The organism is Nitrospirillum goiasense (assembly GCF_034427435.1).
Taxonomy (GTDB): Bacteria; Pseudomonadota; Alphaproteobacteria; order Azospirillales; family Azospirillaceae; genus Nitrospirillum.
Window position 1 is genome coordinate 69006 of sequence record NZ_JAXQNP010000002.1, and the last position, 17316, is coordinate 86321.

Genomic DNA, 17316 nt, shown 5'->3' on the forward strand with positions numbered 1-17316 from the left:
CAAGCGCCGGGAGACGCCGCCGGCTGGGCTTGGGTTGGATAGCCCTACTCCGCCGCCAGGCGGCGGTCGCCCACCCGAGCCAGGGCGAAGGCGTGGATGGCGCGCATCAGATCCTCCAGGTCGCGGGACAGGCGCCAATAGCCGTCGTGGCGCTCCAGCGTTTCCTCATCCATGTACAGGCGCCGGTCGATCTCCAGCTGCAGGCTGTGGCGGCCGCGCGTCGGCACGCCGTAGCGGCGGACCAGTTCCACGCCCTTGTAGGGGTCGTTGTGGCGCACGCGGTAGCCCATGCCGCGCAGCGTGGCGGCCACGAAGCGGCTGAAGGACGGGTCGCAGCAGGCGCCGTCACGGTCCCCCAGCACGAAGTCGGCACCGGCATCGCCCGTGCCCAGGGTGGGCATGGAATGGCAGTTCAGGTGCCAGACCTGGCCGAAACGGGCATGCAGGCCATCCAGCGACGCCTTGAGCTGGGCGTGGTAGGGGCGCCAATAGCGCTCGATGCGGGTCTGGACCTCCTTCACCGTCAGCTTCGCGGCGTAGAGCGCCTCGCCCGGGCGGCTGACCGTGCGCACCAGGCCCATGCCATGCCGGCTTTTTTCCGAGGGATTCAAGGGGCCTGGCCAGGGGTCCGCCAGACAGGCGGGGTCGATGTCATCCTCCGCCCGGTTCACGTCGATGTAGCTGCGCGGAAACAGGGCCTGCAGCAACGTCGCGCCCAGCGCGGGGGCACGGGCGAACAGTTCATCCACATGCGCGTCCTCCGACTGGCGCAGCAGCATCAGCGGACAGCGGGGGGTGAAGCCCAGGGGATAGGCGGAGCCGCTATGGGGCGAGTCATAGACGACAGGAACGGGCGTGCCTTCCGGATCGTGGCGCACCAGCACATCGTCGATGACGTATTTCATACCCACCTCACAACCGCCAATGGCGACGGAACAAACAACCGCCGGACTGCCTTATCATGGCCCCGACACCATACCGCAGACCGGGGCATCCCGTCCCTTTCCATGACGTCGTCCCCCATGGCCCTTTCCATGATCGAAAGGACCCGGCACTATTGCCTAACCAGCCCAATGGAGAAAGGCGGCCATGGTTCCAATGGGTTCGGACGCGATCGTCAGGGATGGGGGCGCATGATGTGGGACCGTCTGGGCCCACCCCTGGGGCCGGCCACGCCCCAGCCCCCCTTGGCCATGCCCGACCTGCGCGCGCACCGGGCTGGCAACATCGGCGTGCCCTATGTCTGGCGCTTCGAGGGCAAGGCCGAGGGGCCGCACGTGGCCATCGTGGCGCTGATGCATGGCAACGAGCCCTGCGGCGCCGTGGCGCTGGACCGGTTGCTGCGGCGGGGCCTGCGGCCGACGCGCGGCACCTGGACCCTGGCCTTCGCCAACACCGATGCGGCGGCGGGCGGCCGCCTGTTCGGCCCGGCGGGTACGCCCGCCCGCTATCTGGACCAGGACATGAACCGCCTGTGGGCCGGCGCCCGGGCATCGGGGCCGCCGCCGGGTCACACCCACGGCCGGGAACAGGCGCGGGTGGCGGCGTTGGCGCCCCTGATCCTGACGGCGGACCTGCTGCTGGACCTGCATTCCATGCAGGTGCCCTCGCCCGCGCTGACCCTATGCGGGCGATCCCCCCGGGGGCGGGCCCTGGCGGTGCGGCTGGCCGACCCGGGCTGGGTGGTGGCGGATGACGGCCATGCCGATGGCCGGCGCCTGATCGACCATCCCCGCTTTACCGGCCCTGGCGCCGAGGCCACCGCCATCCTGATGGAATGCGGGCAGCACGCCTCGCCCGCCGCCGGCGCCCAAGCGTGGCGCGGGCTCATCCGCTTCCTGGCGCTGTCGGAAACCCTGGACGCGGCCACGGTCCGCACCCTGCTGGGGGAGATCAACGCCCCGGCCATCCCGCCCCGGCCCACGGTGGTGGATGTCACCCACGCCATCCAGGCGCAAACGGATGAATTCGCCTTCGTGCGTCCCTTCCAGGGGTTGGAGCGCATCGCCGCCGCCGGCACCCTGCTGGCCCTGGACGGCAAGCAGGCCATCCATACCCCGTACGACGACTGCGTGCTGGTCATGCCCACGCGCAGCGCCCGGCGGGGGCAGACCACCGTCCGGCTGGGGCGGATCCTCTGATCACCCCACCAGGGGCCCGGTTATATGAACTGGGGTCACATGAACTGGGCGCGGTTCAGCAGATCGTAGAAGTTGCGCAGCACGGCGGCCTTCTCGGCCTCGGTGGTCAGGCCCTCGACGAACTTGGCGTCGAAGTTGGGCTGGCGCAAATGGCTGATGATCTGGTCGCGCACGATGCGCCGCGCCTTGGGGCTGGCCAGCACCTCGGCGGCGGCGAACTGCACCAGGCGGGTCGCGCGGACGCGCAGGCTGGCCGCCGGGTCGTCCAGCCGCTCGATCACCCGGCCATCGACAATGTAGGCCGCCACCATGTCATCCAGGCGGCCCCCCAGCTTTTCCGCCATCTCACCCGGCAGATCCCCACCCTCCATCACCAGGCGGTAGAGGGCGGCGCTGGCCTCCATCTTCGGCTTCAGCGGCAGGGCGCGGTCCACCAGGTCATTCAGGCCGGCCGCGCGGTTGGCGACTTCCAACGCCTGGGCGGCGATCGCCGCGCCATCGGTGGCGGCCAGGTCGGAGCGGGCGAGGCAGGTCAGGTAAACCAGCCGCTCCGCCCCGGTGGGCAGCAGTTGCAACACGGACTCGAGAGCCAGGCGCCGCCCCTCCGCACCGCCCTGCTCAATGAAGCGCTGATAGCCCATCAGCACCGCCTCGGCCATGGCGGGACCGCCCAGCAGCCCATCCAGTTGGGTCAGGCGGCCGACCAAGGCGCGGTATTTGGCGATTTGCTGGAACGGCTCGCCATGGGACAGGCGCTGCGTCCCGCGGACCTGGCGCCGCAGGAAGTCCAGCAGGACCGCCCGGGTTTCCTTGCCATGCGGGCCCGCCACCCAACGGCTGATGGCCGCGGTGCATTCCGGCGACATTTCCGCCGGCTGCGGCTCGAACGTGCCGCTGATCAGGTCGACCAGGCAATTCAAGGCGGTGACCAGATCCGGCTGCCGGCCCAGCATGTCGCGCACCATATCGGGCGCGGTCAGGACATCGGCCAGCAACTGATCCAAAAGCGCGGCATGGTCAGCGGGCAGGCTGTCGTCGGCGGCGAGTTCGATCAGCAATTCCGCCTTGCCCAGCAGGCCGCGGATGTTCACCAGATCACGGCAGACGATCACCTTCCCCAGGTACGCCGCCTCTTCCGCCGCCTCTTCAGGCGTAGCGGCGGGCGTGCCGCCCAGGATCTCATCCACCCGGCGCATGGTGGCGGCGAAGCCGATTTCCTTGGGATAAGGCAGCGTGCGGTTGGCCACCGCCTTTTCCGCCCGCTGGCGCAATTGTTCCAGCACCCCCAGGATGACGTCCCGGCGGGCGCGACTGTCCTCCCCCGTCTCCTTGACCTGCAAGGTCGCGATGCGGCTGACGGCGTTGGGGACCAGGGCCTCAAAATTCAGGACGCGCTTCGCCTCGTTGGCGTTGTGCAGCAATTCCGACGCCGTGACGCCTTTCTCATCCAGGTACTGGCGCAGCACGCGGGAGATCAGCACCCGGCTGTCGAACGCCAAATACTCCTGCGGCACGCGGCAGTAATGGGCCTCATCCACCGGGACCGGCGCGATGGGGCGCTTGGGCTCCTGCCGGTATTCGGTATGGATGATGGTGTCCACGGTTTCCCCGCCCCGGCCGGGGCGGACGAATTCGCGGATGATGCGCACGCCGGTGCGGGTGGGCAGGATGCGGGCGGCCAGCGCACGGGCATCCTCTTCCTTGCGGCAAATCTGCTCGGTGAGCCAATGGTCATCCTTCAGGTATTGCACCTCGAAGGAAATACCCCGCGGCTCGCTCAGCGGCGGCGGCCGTTTCGCCTTATCCTGTAGCAGCCCCAAGACCATCGCCCGCCCCGACCGGCAATAAAACCCGGGGGACGGGGAAGCCCCTTCCCCGCCCTCACCAGGCCAACCCTCGGCCCATTGGCAGCCCCGCCGCTAAGCCGAACGCACCACCGATATATGGATGCTGGCTTAAAGGTGACGTCGCACAAGCGGGTAGTCAACCGAATGATGTATGCCTACCGGTGGGACAGGCTGGTTTTTTTATCCCGATTGAACAGGAGGTTAACGGTCCGGCTTGCCTTTGGTCCAGGTGGGGTTGGCGCTGAACAAAGGTACTGTGGAGATGGCCATCTTGGCCGACGCATCCTTCACCTGGCGGCTGTAGACGACATAGATCAGGGTGTCGTTGGCCCGGTCATAGATTCGCCGGACGGCGATGGACTTGAAGATCAGGCTTTTGCGCTCGGAGAACACCTCTTCCCCATGCTTGGAGGTGTCGATCTTGCCGATCACGATGGGCCCGGTCTGCCGGCACGAGATCGAGGTGTTGGAGGGATCCTCGAACCAGTTGCCCTTGCGCAGCCGGTCGATGACGCTGCGGGAGAAGCTGACGATGTGGCAGGTGACACCCTGGATGTCGGGGTCGGGCACGGCCTCCACCGTCAGTTCGTTGCCGGTCCAATCGTTGCTGAACGACCCCACCTCATCGGCCCGCGCCGCCGCCGGGGCGAGCGACAGGCCGACCATCGCCACGGCCGCGATGGCCGCCGCCGCCAGCAGGCGCCTCAATTGGTCAACTCTTCCATGGTCTGGCGGACGATCTGGACGATCTGGCCGCCACGGCCGGCCACGTCGAACCCGGCGGCGTTGCTGATGACCGATAGCTCGATTTCCGTCGTGGGGGCGTAACGGGCGATCTCCGCCACCACGCTGTTGGACAGGATCTCCTCCTTGTCCACGCCCAGCGCCTTGGCGACGTCGGTGCGCCAGCTGTTGATGGCCGATATGATGGCCGACTCGATCTGCGCGGTTTCCTCCTTGCGGCGCAGGTCCCGGTATTGGACCAGCACCCGCCAGGCGCCATCGGCGTAGGCGGTATCGATACGCGAGACCTCCACCGTGCGCAGGAACGAGGCCAGGCGGGTCTCGTCCTCGTCATGCACGGCGTCACGGATGGAGAAGGTGCGGATTTCCAAGGTCATGCCCAGTCCCGGTCAGAGTAGCCCGGATGGTCCGCCCGGCGCCGAGGCCGGCGGGCCGCTTCCGAGGATAGGTGGCAATATAACCGAGGCTGGGCCGCTTTACAGGGGGCTGAGGTCCCGTCGCGTTGGTTTTTCGGGTTGGGTTTGCGGTTTTTCGCCTCGCGCGCCCCGACGTATTTCACTAATAGCAGCCAGATCGTTCATCAGCCGACGCAACACGGGTGCCGCCGCCCGCCGCTAAAGGAAAAACGACCATGCCCACGATCCACGTTATCGACGCCGATGGCGCGGAGCACGTCATCGAGGGGGACCTGAAGGCCTCCCTCATGGAGAACCTGTGCGATCACGACCTGCCGCTGGACGCCGATTGCGGCGGCTCCTGCGCCTGCGCCACCTGCCACGTCCTGGTGGACCCGGACTGGGCCGCCCGGCTGTCGGCCCCCAGCCTGGATGAGCAGGCGCTGCTGGAGGAAGAGGCGAGCTATCAGCCCGGCCGGTCGCGCCTGTCCTGCCAGATCGATTTCCGGGCGGAGTTGGACGGCCTGCGCGTAACCCTGCTGCCCCGCCGCTGAAGCGGGCGGCATCGCCAAAAAACGAAGGGCGCGGACCTTGGGACAGGTGCCGCGCCCTTCGCTTTTCACCGAGCCGGCTCAATGGCCGGCGGGGTTTTACTTGGAGGCCAGCACCCGCTCGGACGCCAGTTCCGCCAGGATGCTCCAGCGGGACAGCGAGATGAAGTGGGAGTAGACCAGGCCCAGGTAGCCGCGCTTGCGCCACTCCAGGAACACGTCGTCCGGCAGTTCGTTGAACTTCTTCTCATCGATGATGGTGAAGCCGGTCAGCGTCATGCGGCTGTTGTCGTGCGACAGCGTCAGGTCCAGGCGCTGTTCCACCAGCAGGCCGCGATCGTGCAGTTCCTTGCAGAAGGCGCTGGTGGCAACGGCGGACTGGTTGAAGGTGGCGCAGAAGTTCAGGGCGTCGTTGCCCGCCGGGCCGGCCTTGTCACCCTCGAACAGGGGAACGTCGCCGTCCGGACCCACTAGGTTGGCGTCCTCTTCCAGGCACAGCACCAGGCGTTCACGGTCCGGCGTTTCCATCATCAGGAAGGGGTAGCGGCGGACATAGGCCGGGATCGGCGTGTTCTTGCGCCAGTTGCCCTCGGCGTCCACGAACAGGTTCTCGTCCGGGCGCACCCCGGTCAGCACCACGGCGGCCGGGTTGTCACCCAGGGTGAAGACGATGGGGTAGTGGCCGTTGAGGGAGATGAACTCCTCACCCACGATCGGAATGGCGTTGGCGCCGGCGGCATAGGAGAACGTACGCTGCTGCTTCAGCTTCCAGTCACGGTGACGGCTGATGTCGACGGGAACGGGCTCCCGATAGAACGGGGGCATCTGGCCGGCATCGTTGGCGGCGGCGGCGTCGGTCATGGCAAAAGTCCTGATTTACCGGTTAAATCCCACTGACCGGGAATTGGACCCTGACACGCGCGCCCTCTCCCCCGACAGGATGGGCTTTGAAGTGCCGGAATTGTATGCGCAAGTCAACAGCGCCGCGACCCAGCCATGACTTCAGCGCGTGACAAGTTGTGACACCACCGCGGGGCGGCGCGGCCCCCTGGAACACGCACCGGGCGATTTATCGGTTGCGCAGCATCGTTTTGACGCGCTTGGCCCCCACCTCCTGCTCACCCAGCCAGATGACCAGCGTGGCGGAGCCGGAAATGACCTGCAGCACCTTCTCCGCCTTGGCGGGGATGCGAATCTTCCGCGTCATGCAGTAATTCACCAGGGCCGCCGCCACTTCCATCTCGGCGTAGCTGGTTTGGGACACCGTGCCGTAGTCATCCTCAATCGGCAGGTGCACGGCCACCGGGGGCCCCTCGACGATGACGGGGTCCTTGACCATGCCTACGGGCAGCGGGCGGTTGAGACGGGCCGTGAATTCCACGATCGCCGTCGCCAGCTCACGATCCGTGAAGCTGATCGCCCGCAATTCCTGCATGCACCGTCCCCTTGGATACGTCCACCCCTCGGTGGGGCCGCCCCTGAGGTGGGGCCGCGGCATCATATAGGCGGCGCGTCCGCCAAGTCACGCCATCGCAAGGATCATAATCATCCTGGCCCATAACGAAAAAGGCCGGCGCGCCACCAGATCGTCCTGGCGGGGCGCCGGCCTTCGGCGTCATGGACCTGGCAGGGCGCCGGTCTTCGGCGCCATGGAGATCACGGGGATCAGGCGACCTTGGCCATGCCCCGGGCGCGGCCGGCGGCCAGGCGCTCCCGCGCCATCTGGTCGGCGACCTCGTTGGTGGGGCGATCCTCGGCGTCGGCTCGGCGGAAGATGTCCGCCAGCGTGCCGTGGATGGCCTCCACCTTGGCCAGGATGGCCTCCTTGCTGTAGGCGCCGCCGACTTCGCCGGCCACGTTGATGATGCCGCCGCCGTTGATGACGTAGTCGGGGGCGTACAGGATGCCCAGGCCGCGCAGTTGGCGACCGATGGCGTCCACCGACAGCTGGTTGTTGGCGCCGCCGGCAACCACCTTGGCCTTCAACTGGGGCAGCGATTGCTCGTTCAGCACGCCACCCAGGGCGCAGGGGGCGAAGACGTCGACGTCCTGGGCATGGATGACGGACGGGTCCACGGCCGTGGCGCCATGGCGGTCGACCACACGCTTCACCTGGTCGGCGAAGATGTCGCTGACCACCAGGACGGCGCCGTCGTCAGCCAGGCGCTGGCACAGGTGGCTGCCGACATTGCCCAGGCCCTGCACGGCCACGCGCACGCCCTTCAGGCTGTCCGTGCCCAGGCGGTGCTGCACCGCCGCCTTGATGCCCAGATAGACGCCATAGGCGGTGAAGGGCGAGGGGTCGCCGCTGGCGGCGGCGCCATGGTTCAGGCCGGCCACATGCTTGGTTTCCCGGCCCATGACCTGCACGTCGGCAACGGTGATGCCCACGTCCTCCGCCGCGATGTAGCGACCGCCCAGGCTTTCCACCATGCGGCCGAAGGCGCGGAACAGGGCGTCTGACTTGGCGGTCTTGGGATCGCCGATCAGCACCGACTTGCCGCCGCCCAGGGGCAGCCCCGCCATGACGTTCTTGTAGCTCATGCCGCGCGACAGGCGCAGGACGTCCTTCACGGCGTCGGCCTCGGTCGCGTACGGCCACATGCGGCAGCCGCCGCAGGCGGGCCCCATGGTGGTGTCATGGACGGCGATGATGGCTTTGAGGCCACTCTCCGGGTCACGGCCGAACAGGACCAGCTCGTGATTGTCGAAATCCGGAGCGTCGAACAGCATGGGGGCACTCTCCTGCCTGGTGCCCGGAACCAAGGGCGCCGGGCCGGTGATCCGGCCCCCGTCACATGGGGCGGGGGCGGAACTGTCTGCGCGACGAAGCTTAGGGGGCGGGACAGGCCGGGTCGATTTCGTTGTTTTATTGCGCGGCGCAGCTTTGGCGAACCCACAGGCGCCCGCCGGGTAATGTCCTGTCGCGCCCGCCCGAGGGCAGGCGCCTTGGCGGGAAAAGGCGCGTCAGTGGCCGACGCGCAAGCCGGGGGACGGCTGGGGCGGGCCGCCCCTTCCCCCAGGCGGGGCATGACCCGGCCATCAGGCAGGCGGCTGTCCTCCCCGCCCAGCGACGGCTCACGCCGCACGTCGGCGGGGCGACCGCGCTTGGGCGCCTTGCGGCTGGGACGCCGCCCGCTCCACCACCAGATGCCGGCCATCAGCGCGAACAAGGCGCCGACGAAGCCCAACAGCGCGTTGCGCGCCCAATCCGGGGCGGTGATCTCGGTCGCCGCCTGTTCCGGCGTGTCACCGGTCGACTGCGTCTCCACCGCGATGCGCCCGGCACCGGTGGGGCTGGACGCGTCCTGGCTCCCGGCCTGTGAGGTGGCCGGGGCGTCGCCGGGTCGCTGGGTCACGGAGGGGGGCGACAGATCGGCGGGGGCGGAGGGCGTGGCGGTCGGCGTGCGCGACACGCTCAGCACCGTGCTTTCCTGGCCCTGGGGACCACGCTCGACACCGACGGCGGAGCGGGCGGCCTTGGGCTGCACATCCTCCTCCTTCAGGCGCGGCTGCGAAGCCTTGGCGCGGCTGGTGGGGTCGGCCAAATTCCCCACGGTCTTGTCCACCGGGCGGCCTTCCATCATGCGGGCGATGGTGTCCTGGTCCAGCTTGCCCGTCACCTTCAGGCCTTCGGCCTTCTGGTACTGGCGCAAGGCGGCGATGGTGGGCGGGTCCATGCGCGAGGTGGCGCGGCCCTCATACAGCTCTTTTTCCTTCAGGATGTTCTGGGCCCACTGGATGGTGGCGCTGTTGGGCTCCCCCCCATTGGCGTCTCCCGGGGCGGCCCACGCCTGGCCGGCGCCCGCCGTGGTCAGCATCACCGCCAGGATGGCAGAGGCGAACAGGGGCCGACGGGCGTTGAACATCGTGAAACGATCCTTTTTCCAGGTCATGCAAAGCGGCCTGATGAGAGACAAGCACCGGGCAAATCAACAGGCCGCCGCCATGCCAAGCGTGTTACAATTCATCCCGCTTTGCCATGCGCATTTTAGCCGCCGACCCCCGTGCATGCTGCATTGCACCGGAATGAGGGCGGCGCCGGAGCCGCAGGGGCCCGGAACCGCAGGAGCATCGAGACCAAATGGGTATGCCTGACGGCGACATGATGACCATGCGACCATAAGCGTTGCCAAAATCACCCCGGATTGTGGGTAAATAATGGCACGGGCGGGCCCAAGACCCCCATGAAGCATGCCAAATAACATAATAAACCAAGCGAACTAACGGAAAAGGCCTATGACCGCGCATCCCGAGACCGAAAACTGGCAACTTGAAGACACGCCCGTTCTGGACCGTGGCGTCCTGACCGCCCACATGACCGACCTGGGCGTCGACTTGGTCCGCCAGATCGCGGAGAAATACCTGGAGGACGCGCCGAGCAGCGTGGCCGCCGTGCAGGCGGCGCTGGAGGCGCAGGATCTGCCGCTGCTGCAGCGGCTGATCCATCGGCTGGGTGGCGGCGCCCAGACCGTGGGCCTGGCCGCCCTGTCGGCGCAGGCCAAAAAGGCGGAACACGCCTTGCGCCAAGGGCAGAGTGAGGAGGGCCTGCGCGAGGCGACCCGCCTGCTGGCGCGCGTCAGCAGCGACCTGAAGGCGCTGGAGGAATTCCGCGCCAGTCTCAAGGGCTGACGGCTGTCGCGGATCGGGCCCGACCCGGATTGGATCGGGCCCGATGGCGCTCAAACCCAGGGAATGCGGAGAGGACGCGGTGACTTACACCGGGCCGGTGACGTCGGCGCCCAGGCGGTAGCCCAAGCCCTTCTCCGTCAGGATCAGACGCGGCTGGGCGCCGCCGTCGTTCATCTTGCGGCGCAAGCGGCTGACCAGCACATCGATGGTGCGGTCGCTGGGATTGCGGTCCGTGCCGCTGACGGCGTCGATCAACTGGTCGCGGGTGACCACCCGGCCACCCGAACGGACCAGCAGCGCCAGCAGTTCGAATTCGCCGCGCGTCACGCGCACTTCCATGCCCTGCGGATCGATCAAGCGGCGACGCGCCAGGTCGATGGTCCAGCCACCGAAGCGGCGCACCGTGCCCTCGGCCCGGCGCATCTTGCTGGGATGGGTGCGGCGCAGCAGGTTGCGCGCGCGGGCCAGCAGCTCCCGCGGGTTGGGCGGCTTGGTCACATAGTCATCGCCACCGGTTTCCAAACCGAAGACGCGGTCGTCCTCATTGGCCCGACGGGTCACGATGATGATGCCGACGTTGGAGATCTCGCGGATGTCGCGGGCGATCGAAAACCCATCCTCGTCCGGCAGCTCGATATCCAACAACACCAGATCAGGGGGCTGCCGGATGATGGCTTCCCGCGTCTGCTTGCCATTGGCGGCTTCGGCGATCATGAAACCGGCCTGATGAAAGTACCCTGCCAACAAGGCCCTGGTCGCCGGCTCGTCCTCAACGATCAGGACCAGCGGCGCTTCCACACTCTCCGTCATGACTCTTCCAACCCCCCTGCCGGCCATTGCCCCAAACGCACCGCCGGACGTTGGCGACAGAATGTCTCTCGCGGCCTGTTAACGCAAGTCCCTGGCGAACCAAGGCTGTATGGCCTTTTCCTAGGTAAAAAGGCTGGGGTGGAGCCGGAAAACCTATCCAAAAAAGCATAGGGCGGGCACCACGGACAATCACCGCGAGCACCCGCCCTATGCCGGACCCTCCTGCCGAAGGGGACTCAAGCCCGAGTCTGCGCCCGAGTCTTGAGAAAGAAGAAATGGGTGGATCAGCCGCCCAGCCCCAACAGGTCGGCATTGCCGCCGAAGGCGGTGATGTTGACGGTCAAGGTCTTTTCCGTGGCGAAGCGCAGCAGATAGTGCGGGCCGCCGGCCTTGGGGCCCGTGCCGGACAGGCCATGCCCGCCGAAGGGCTGCACCCCCACCACGGCGCCCACCATGTTGCGGTTGATGTAGGTGTTGCCGCAGTTCAGGCGCTGGAAGATCTCCTGCGCCCGGCCCTCCAGGCGGCTGTGCACGCCCAGGGTCAGGCCGTAGCCGGTGGCGTCGATGTCGGCCAGCACCTGGTCCAGGCTGTCGGCCTTCCAGCGCACCAGGTGCAGGATGGGGCCGAACACCTCGCGCGGCAGGCGCTTCAGGCTGTCGATCTCATAGAGCCGGGGACCAAAGAAGGTGCCGTTGGCCAGGGCCGCGCCCGGGTCGCAGGCGTGGATCAGCTTGGCCTCGCGGTCCATGCGCGCGGCATGGGCCACCAGGATCTTGCGCGCGTCCTCATCGATGATGGGGCCGACGTCGGTGGCCAGATCCATCGGGTCGCCCAGGGTGACCAACTGCATGGCGCCCTTCAGCAGGTGCGCCATCTGATCGGCCACGTCATCCTGCACGAACAGGACGCGCATGGCGGAGCAGCGCTGCCCCGCCGACTGGAAGGCGGAGGTGATGCAATCGTCCACCACCTGCTCCAGCAGGGCGGTGCTGTCGACGATCATGGCGTTCTGGCCGCCGGTCTCGGCGATCAGCGGAACGATGGCGCCGTCGCGGGCAGCCAGCGCCCGGTTGATCAGGCGCGCCGTCTCGGTGGACCCGGTGAAGGCCACGCCGCCGATGCGGGCGTCAGCCACCAGGGCGGCGCCCACGGTCTCGCCATCACCCGGCAGCAGATGCAGGATGTCGCCCGGCACGCCGGCCTTGTGGAACAGGCGCACGGCGCGGGCGCCGACCAGGGTGGTCTGCTCCGCCGGCTTGGCCGCCACGGCGTTGCCGGCGGCCAGGGCGGCCGCGACTTGGCCAGTGAAGATGGCCAGGGGGAAGTTCCACGGGCTGATGCAGACGAAGGTGCCGCGGCCATGCAGCGACAGCTCGTTGCTTTCGCCCGTCGGGCCCGGCAGGCGGGTGGGCGCGCCGAACTGCTTGCGGGCGAGGTCGGCGTAATAGCGGCAGAAGTCCACCGCCTCGCGCACCTCGGCCACGGCGTCGCCCCAGGTCTTGCCCGCCTCGCGGATCAGGATGCCCAGAAGGGCCGGGGTGTCGGCCTCCAGCGCGTCGCCCATGGCGTCCAGGACGCGGGCGCGCCCCTCCCCGCCCAGCCTGTCCCAGGCGGGCTGGGCCTGGGCGGCCAGCGCCAGGGCGCGGTCGATGTGCTCCGCCGTGGCGTCGGCGGTGGTGCCCACGGTACGGGTGCGGTCGGCGGGGTCCAGCACCGGACGGGCCTTCTGGCCGGCCAAGTCCTGGCCACCGACGATGGGGCCGGCCGTCCAAGTCTGGGCCAGGGCGGCGTCGATGCCGGCGCGCAGGGTCCGCACCGTGGCCTCGTCCGTCAGGTCGACACCGCGGGAGTTGGCGCGGTCGTCACCATAGAGCTTGTCGGGGGTGGGGATACCGGCATGGCGCAGCACGGGCAAAGCCTCCAAAAGGGCGATCGGGTCGGCAACCACCTGGCTCACCGGAATGGCCGGGTCCATGTAGGCGTTGACGAAGTTGCTGTTGGCGCCGTTCTCCAGGAGACGGCGGACGAGATAGGGCAGCAGGTCCTCATGCGTGCCGACGGGCGCGTAGATGCGCACGCGCGGCACGTTCTTCAGACGGTCCCGCGCGGCGGCGTACAGCAGGTCGCCCATGCCGTGCAGGCGCTGGAACTCCAGGTCGCGGTTGTCGCCGGCCAGATGCAGGATGGCGGCGATGGTGTAAGCGTTGTGGGTGGCGAACTGCGGGTAGATGGCGTCCTTGGCCGCCAGCATCCGCCGCGCGCACACCAGATAGCTGAGGTCCGTGGCCGCCTTCTTGGTGTAGACGGGATAGTCGGCGTGGCCCTGGGTCTGGGAGAATTTGATCTCCGTATCCCAATAGGCGCCCTTCACCAGGCGCACCATCAGCCGGCGCCCGGCGGAACGGGCCAGCGCCGCCAGCCAATCGACCAGATGGGCGGTGCGCTTCTGATAGGCCTGGATGGCCAGGCCCAGGCCGTTCCAGCCGGCGAGATCGCCATCGCGCGCCAGGGCCTCCAGCAGATCCAGCGAGATGTCCAGGCGGTCGGCCTCCTCCGCGTCGATGGTCAGGTTGATGTCCCAGCGCTTGGCGGCCAGGCACAGGTCCTTCACGCGGGGCAGCAGCTGGGCCATGACGTCGGCGCGCTTGGCGAAGACGTAGCGCGGGTGCAGGGCCGACAGCTTGATGGAGACGCCGGGGGCGGCGTAGGGCCCACGGCCCGCCGCCGCCTTGCCCACCGTGTCGATGGCGTTGAGGTAGGAGGCCTGGTAGCGGTCCGCCTGTTCCCAGGTGCGGGCACCCTCGCCCAGCATATCATAGGAATGGACGGTGCCCTCGGGCTTGGCCTTCTTCGCCTCGGCCACCGCCTCGGCGATGGTGCGGCCCATGACGAAGTGCTCGCCCATGACGCGCATGGCCTTCATCATGGCGGCGCGGATGACGGGCTCGCCCGAGCGCTGCACCAAACGGCGCAGCAGGCCCGGAGCGTCCCCCTGCTTCTTGGTGTCGACCTCCACCACCCGGCCGGTCAGCATCAGGCCCCAGGCGGCGGCGTTGACGAAGGCGCTGTCGGATTGGCCCAGGTGCTGGTCCCACTGGCCCTTCGTGATCTTCTCGGCGATCAGGCGGTCGGCCGTGGCCGGGTCGGCGATGCGCAGCAGGCACTCGGCGATGCACATGAGGGCGATGCCCTCCTGGTTGGACAGGCCGAATTCCTGCATGAAGGCGTCGAGCGGCCCCAGCTCCGACCGGCGGGCGCGGGCGGCGTTCACCACGTCCACCGCCTGGACGTCGATGGTCCGGCGCTCCTGCGTCGTCAGGCCGTGCGCCGCCAGCAGGGCGCGCACCGCCGTCTCCTCATTCACATGCTTGGCCCGGCGCAGGGCCGCGCGGGGGCCATCAAGATCGGGCGTGGCCGGGGACGATGCGGGAGAGAGGGCGGTCGCCTGGTGCATGACACTGCCTGGGGCTGGAATAGGTGGTTGATGTCGCGGATTATGGCGAGATCACCGGCATATTTCCCGCCAATTTGGGGATTTTTTCAGTATATCATCCGGTCATGGGGCCTTTCGGACGATGAAAATATGACCCGCCAAACCGCCGACCAGTTGGACCGTATCGACCTGAACATCCTGCGCATCCTGCAGGAGGATGGGCGCCTGTCGAATGTGGAGTTGTCCCGCCGCGTGAACCTGTCCCCCACCCCCTGTCTGGAGCGGGTGCGGCGCCTGGAACGCGACGGCTATATCCAGGGCTACGCGGCGCGGCTGGACCCGGAGCGGCTGGGGCGCAGCCTGATGGCCTTCATCGAGGTGCGGCTGGACCGCACCAGCCCCGACGTCTTCAAAATCTTCGCCGACGCCATCGCCCCCATGGACGAGATCCAGGAATGCCACATGGTGGCCGGCGGCTTCGACTATCTGATCAAGGTACGGGTGGCCGACATGGCCGCCTACCGCGCCTTCCTGGGCGACAAGCTGTCCAGCATCCCGGGCGTGGCCCAGACCCACACCTATATGGTGATGGAAGAGGTGAAGTCGACGGCGGCCATTCCGGTGCCGGTGCGGTGAAAATTTAGAGCTTCCCCACAGCCAACAGCACTTGGGCCATCGTTTCCAACGGCAGCACCAAGCTTAACGGCGCATCAAGAAGCGGAACCGCGCCATAACTGGCGTACCATTCCGCCACCGTGTGGTTCTTGGCGTCGATAAGCAAAACGGTGCCGCCCGTTTCTTGCGCCACCCGCAGGCAACGATGGGCTGCGGCAAGAAGCAGTTGCCCGCCCATGCCCCGCCCCTGGCAGTTGCGGGAAACCGCGAGCCGTCCCAAGCGGTAGCCTCCTACGTCATAGCGACCGAGCCCGCGGCGAACCACGTCCGGGACACGGGCATATTCGATGGACGCGGGGCTAAGGCTGTAATAGCCGAAGACGGTCACACCGTCAGAAACATCGACGGCCAGGAACGTTTTCGCGGCGCCACGCTCATGGTTCTGCCGGGCATGTAACCGCAGAAAATCATTCAAATCAGCTTGACCGCAATCGAACCGCTTACGGTCATGGTGTTTGGCGATGGCTTCTTCCCGCCAAGTCGGCAACGTCATCGTTTGGCCGGCAGGGCCCGGGCCGCCGCCATCAAACGAGCATTGGGCGCCGGCGGATTTTCCAGCAGATCCAATACCCGCAGGCTGTCTCGCTCAGTCAGCTTAACCTGCTCCGCCTTCGCGATCACGTCGTCCGCCGCGCGTAAAGCCGTTCGCAGGATGAAGTCCGTGAGGTCGGCATCTTCCAGCGCACTGGCCCGCATCAGCTTGGCCTTGTCCGCCGGGCCGACCCGGAAACCGATCCGCGCTGTATCTTCACGCAGTGCCCTGGGCATCGACCATCCTCCACCACAGCGACCGATAGTGTCCCGCAGCACGATCGACATGTCAATTTGTACGCATTGAAAACGCACAAGGTCAAATTTAACGAAGCCTCGCCGCCATTCCCTCCGCCGCCACCACCGCCCCGCTGAAGCAGGCCTGCAGCAGGTAGCCGCCGGTGGGCGCCTCCCAGTCCAGCATCTCGCCCACGGCGAAGACGCCGGGCAGGCGGCGCAGCATCAGGTGGTCGTCCAGTTCGGTCAGCGTGATGCCGCCGGCGGTGGAAATGGCGCGGTCCAGGGGGCGGATGGCGGTCAGGGTGATGGGCAGGGCCTTGAGACGGGCGGCCAGCGCCGCCGGGGTGGCGAGATCGGCGGGCGGGACGCCCTCGCGCAGCAGGGCGGGGAGGACGCCCTCCAGGCCCAGGGCCTTGCGCAGGCGGTTTTTCAGGCTTTCCGACGGCGGCGCCTTGGCCAGACGCGCCGTGATGGCGGCCAGGTCCAGGTCGGGCTTGAGGTCGATGTGCAGCACCGCCTGGCCGTCGCGGGCGATGGCCTCGCGCAGCGGCGCGCCCAGGGCGTAGAGGGCGCCGCCCTCCAGGCCGGTGCGGGTCACCACCGCCTCCCCCCGGCTGGTCTGGCCGGCGAAGGACAGGGCGATGCGCTTCAGGGGCTGGCCCTCCGCCCGCTCGATGAAGGCGGGGGACCAGGCGACGTCGAAGCCGGCGTTGGCGGCGCGGAAGGGGGCGAGGTCAATGCCCCTCGCCGCCAGCAAGGCCGCCCACCCGCCGTCGGAGCCTAGGCGCGGCCAACTGGCGCCGCCCAGGGCCAGCAGGGTGGCGTCGGCCCGCACCGTCCGGGGCCCGTCCGGCGTGTCGAAGGCCAGCGCGCCATCGTCGGTCCACCCGGTCCAGCGGTGGCGGGGTTTCAGCGTCACGCCCAGGCCGTCCAGCCGGCGCAGCCAGGCGCGCAGCAGGGGGGATGCCTTGAGGCCCACGGGGAACACGCGGCCGCTGCTGCCGACGAAGGTCTCGATGCCCAGGCCGTGCACCCAGGCGCGCAGGTCATCCGGCGTGAAGCGCCTGATCCACGGCGCCACCACCGGCGCCGCCGCGCCATAGCGGGTGAGGAAGCGGTCTAGCGGTTCGGAATGGGTGATGTTCAGGCCGCCGCGCCCGGCCATCAGGAACTTGCGCGCCGGTGACGGCATGGCGTCATAGACGGTGACGGCGATGCCCTTGCCGGCCAGCGCCTCGGCCGCCATCAGGCCGGCGGGGCCCGCACCGATGATGGCGACCGTCGGGCGCCCCGCTTTTTCCGCCGTGTGAGGCACC

Annotated in this window: 16 protein-coding genes and 1 pseudogene; 4 read left to right on the plus strand and 13 right to left on the minus strand. The window is 68.1% G+C overall.

Annotated elements, in window-relative coordinates; genetic code table 11:
• Positions 1-44: 44 nt before the first annotated feature.
• Positions 45-905: an N-formylglutamate amidohydrolase gene (locus ULB03_RS02640; RefSeq protein WP_322481768.1), complete on the minus strand. Its 861-nt coding sequence runs from the start codon at positions 903-905 to the stop codon at positions 45-47.
• Positions 906-1133: 228 nt separating this feature from the next.
• Between ULB03_RS02640 and ULB03_RS02645 the strand changes: the two genes are divergently transcribed.
• The gene (locus tag ULB03_RS02645) at positions 1134-2141 is read left to right on the plus strand and encodes a M14 family metallopeptidase (protein WP_322481769.1); all 1008 of its coding nucleotides are present in this window, start codon (positions 1134-1136) and stop codon (positions 2139-2141) included.
• 35 nt (positions 2142-2176) lie between these two features.
• Here the strand turns inward: ULB03_RS02645 and ULB03_RS02650 are convergent, their stop codons facing one another.
• The 3 genes from ULB03_RS02650 to ULB03_RS02660 form a co-directional block, all read right to left on the minus strand.
• Positions 2177-3961 (minus strand): hypothetical protein, encoded by a 1785-nt coding sequence (locus ULB03_RS02650; protein ID WP_322481770.1) that lies wholly within the window; start codon positions 3959-3961, stop codon positions 2177-2179.
• A gap of 228 nt (positions 3962-4189) precedes the next feature.
• Entirely contained in the window at positions 4190-4696 is a 507-nt protein-coding gene (locus tag ULB03_RS02655) for a CreA family protein (protein ID WP_322481771.1), read from the minus strand.
• Positions 4693-5109, minus strand: coding sequence for an HRDC domain-containing protein (locus ULB03_RS02660; protein WP_145736129.1), 417 nt, complete (start codon positions 5107-5109; stop codon positions 4693-4695). The genes ULB03_RS02655 and ULB03_RS02660 overlap by 4 nt, the downstream gene beginning before the upstream one ends.
• A gap of 254 nt (positions 5110-5363) precedes the next feature.
• Between ULB03_RS02660 and ULB03_RS02665 the strand changes: the two genes are divergently transcribed.
• Entirely contained in the window at positions 5364-5681 is a 318-nt protein-coding gene (locus ULB03_RS02665) for a 2Fe-2S iron-sulfur cluster-binding protein (protein WP_322481772.1), read from the plus strand.
• Between the two features lie 96 nt (positions 5682-5777).
• Here ULB03_RS02665 and ULB03_RS02670 read toward each other — a convergent pair whose 3' ends face one another.
• The 4 genes and pseudogenes from ULB03_RS02670 to ULB03_RS02685 all read right to left on the minus strand — a co-directional run.
• The gene (locus ULB03_RS02670; RefSeq protein ID WP_322481773.1) at positions 5778-6539 is read right to left on the minus strand and encodes a SapC family protein; all 762 of its coding nucleotides are present in this window, start codon (positions 6537-6539) and stop codon (positions 5778-5780) included.
• A 208-nt stretch (positions 6540-6747) separates the two neighbouring features.
• On the minus strand, positions 6748-7113 hold the full coding sequence (locus ULB03_RS02675; RefSeq protein WP_322481774.1) for a hypothetical protein: 366 nt from the start codon (positions 7111-7113) through the stop codon (positions 6748-6750).
• A 230-nt stretch (positions 7114-7343) separates the two neighbouring features.
• Complete coding sequence (locus ULB03_RS02680; RefSeq protein ID WP_322481775.1) at positions 7344-8411, minus strand: Glu/Leu/Phe/Val family dehydrogenase; 1068 nt, start codon at positions 8409-8411, stop codon at positions 7344-7346.
• Positions 8412-9274: 863 nt separating this feature from the next.
• Positions 9275-9574: pseudogene (locus ULB03_RS02685) on the minus strand (peptidoglycan-binding domain-containing protein); the annotation flags it as partial.
• Between the two features lie 343 nt (positions 9575-9917).
• Here ULB03_RS02685 and ULB03_RS02690 point away from each other — a divergent pair.
• Positions 9918-10310: an Hpt domain-containing protein gene (locus tag ULB03_RS02690; RefSeq protein WP_322481776.1), complete on the plus strand. Its 393-nt coding sequence runs from the start codon at positions 9918-9920 to the stop codon at positions 10308-10310.
• A gap of 84 nt (positions 10311-10394) precedes the next feature.
• Here ULB03_RS02690 and ULB03_RS02695 read toward each other — a convergent pair whose 3' ends face one another.
• Both ULB03_RS02695 and putA read right to left on the minus strand, forming a co-directional pair.
• Positions 10395-11120, minus strand: coding sequence for a response regulator transcription factor (locus ULB03_RS02695; RefSeq protein WP_145736117.1), 726 nt, complete (start codon positions 11118-11120; stop codon positions 10395-10397).
• A 284-nt stretch (positions 11121-11404) separates the two neighbouring features.
• The gene (putA, locus tag ULB03_RS02700) at positions 11405-14575 is read right to left on the minus strand and encodes a bifunctional proline dehydrogenase/L-glutamate gamma-semialdehyde dehydrogenase PutA (protein ID WP_322481777.1); all 3171 of its coding nucleotides are present in this window, start codon (positions 14573-14575) and stop codon (positions 11405-11407) included.
• A gap of 129 nt (positions 14576-14704) precedes the next feature.
• Between putA and ULB03_RS02705 the strand changes: the two genes are divergently transcribed.
• The gene (locus ULB03_RS02705) at positions 14705-15190 is read left to right on the plus strand and encodes an Lrp/AsnC ligand binding domain-containing protein (RefSeq protein WP_040843736.1); all 486 of its coding nucleotides are present in this window, start codon (positions 14705-14707) and stop codon (positions 15188-15190) included.
• A gap of 4 nt (positions 15191-15194) precedes the next feature.
• Here the strand turns inward: ULB03_RS02705 and ULB03_RS02710 are convergent, their stop codons facing one another.
• From ULB03_RS02710 to ULB03_RS02720, 3 genes are read right to left on the minus strand one after another with little or no spacing between them, the layout of a single operon-like run.
• Positions 15195-15722 carry a GNAT family N-acetyltransferase gene (locus tag ULB03_RS02710; protein ID WP_322481778.1) on the minus strand — a complete coding sequence of 176 codons (528 nt, stop codon included), beginning with the start codon at positions 15720-15722 and terminating at the stop codon, positions 15195-15197.
• Positions 15719-16048, minus strand: coding sequence for a type II toxin-antitoxin system TacA family antitoxin (locus ULB03_RS02715; protein WP_322481779.1), 330 nt, complete (start codon positions 16046-16048; stop codon positions 15719-15721). The genes ULB03_RS02710 and ULB03_RS02715 overlap by 4 nt, the downstream gene beginning before the upstream one ends.
• Positions 16049-16085: 37 nt before the next feature.
• On the minus strand, positions 16086-17315 hold the full coding sequence (locus tag ULB03_RS02720; protein ID WP_322481780.1) for a BaiN/RdsA family NAD(P)/FAD-dependent oxidoreductase: 1230 nt from the start codon (positions 17313-17315) through the stop codon (positions 16086-16088).
• Position 17316: the final 1 nt, after the last annotated feature.

Coding starts and splice junctions, on each gene's coding strand:
- ULB03_RS02640 (WP_322481768.1), bottom strand. CDS start 905: ATGAAATACGTCATCGACGATGTGCTGGTGCGCCACGATCCGGAAGGC.
- ULB03_RS02645 (WP_322481769.1), top strand. CDS start 1,134: ATGATGTGGGACCGTCTGGGCCCACCCCTGGGGCCGGCCACGCCCCAG.
- ULB03_RS02660 (WP_145736129.1), bottom strand. CDS start 5,109: ATGACCTTGGAAATCCGCACCTTCTCCATCCGTGACGCCGTGCATGAC.
- ULB03_RS02665 (WP_322481772.1), top strand. CDS start 5,364: ATGCCCACGATCCACGTTATCGACGCCGATGGCGCGGAGCACGTCATC.
- ULB03_RS02670 (WP_322481773.1), bottom strand. CDS start 6,539: ATGACCGACGCCGCCGCCGCCAACGATGCCGGCCAGATGCCCCCGTTC.
- ULB03_RS02675 (WP_322481774.1), bottom strand. CDS start 7,113: ATGCAGGAATTGCGGGCGATCAGCTTCACGGATCGTGAGCTGGCGACG.
- ULB03_RS02680 (WP_322481775.1), bottom strand. CDS start 8,411: ATGCTGTTCGACGCTCCGGATTTCGACAATCACGAGCTGGTCCTGTTC.
- ULB03_RS02690 (WP_322481776.1), top strand. CDS start 9,918: ATGACCGCGCATCCCGAGACCGAAAACTGGCAACTTGAAGACACGCCC.
- ULB03_RS02695 (WP_145736117.1), bottom strand. CDS start 11,120: ATGACGGAGAGTGTGGAAGCGCCGCTGGTCCTGATCGTTGAGGACGAG.
- putA (WP_322481777.1), bottom strand. CDS start 14,575: ATGCACCAGGCGACCGCCCTCTCTCCCGCATCGTCCCCGGCCACGCCC.
- ULB03_RS02705 (WP_040843736.1), top strand. CDS start 14,705: ATGACCCGCCAAACCGCCGACCAGTTGGACCGTATCGACCTGAACATC.
- ULB03_RS02710 (WP_322481778.1), bottom strand. CDS start 15,722: ATGACGTTGCCGACTTGGCGGGAAGAAGCCATCGCCAAACACCATGAC.
- ULB03_RS02715 (WP_322481779.1), bottom strand. CDS start 16,048: ATGTCGATCGTGCTGCGGGACACTATCGGTCGCTGTGGTGGAGGATGG.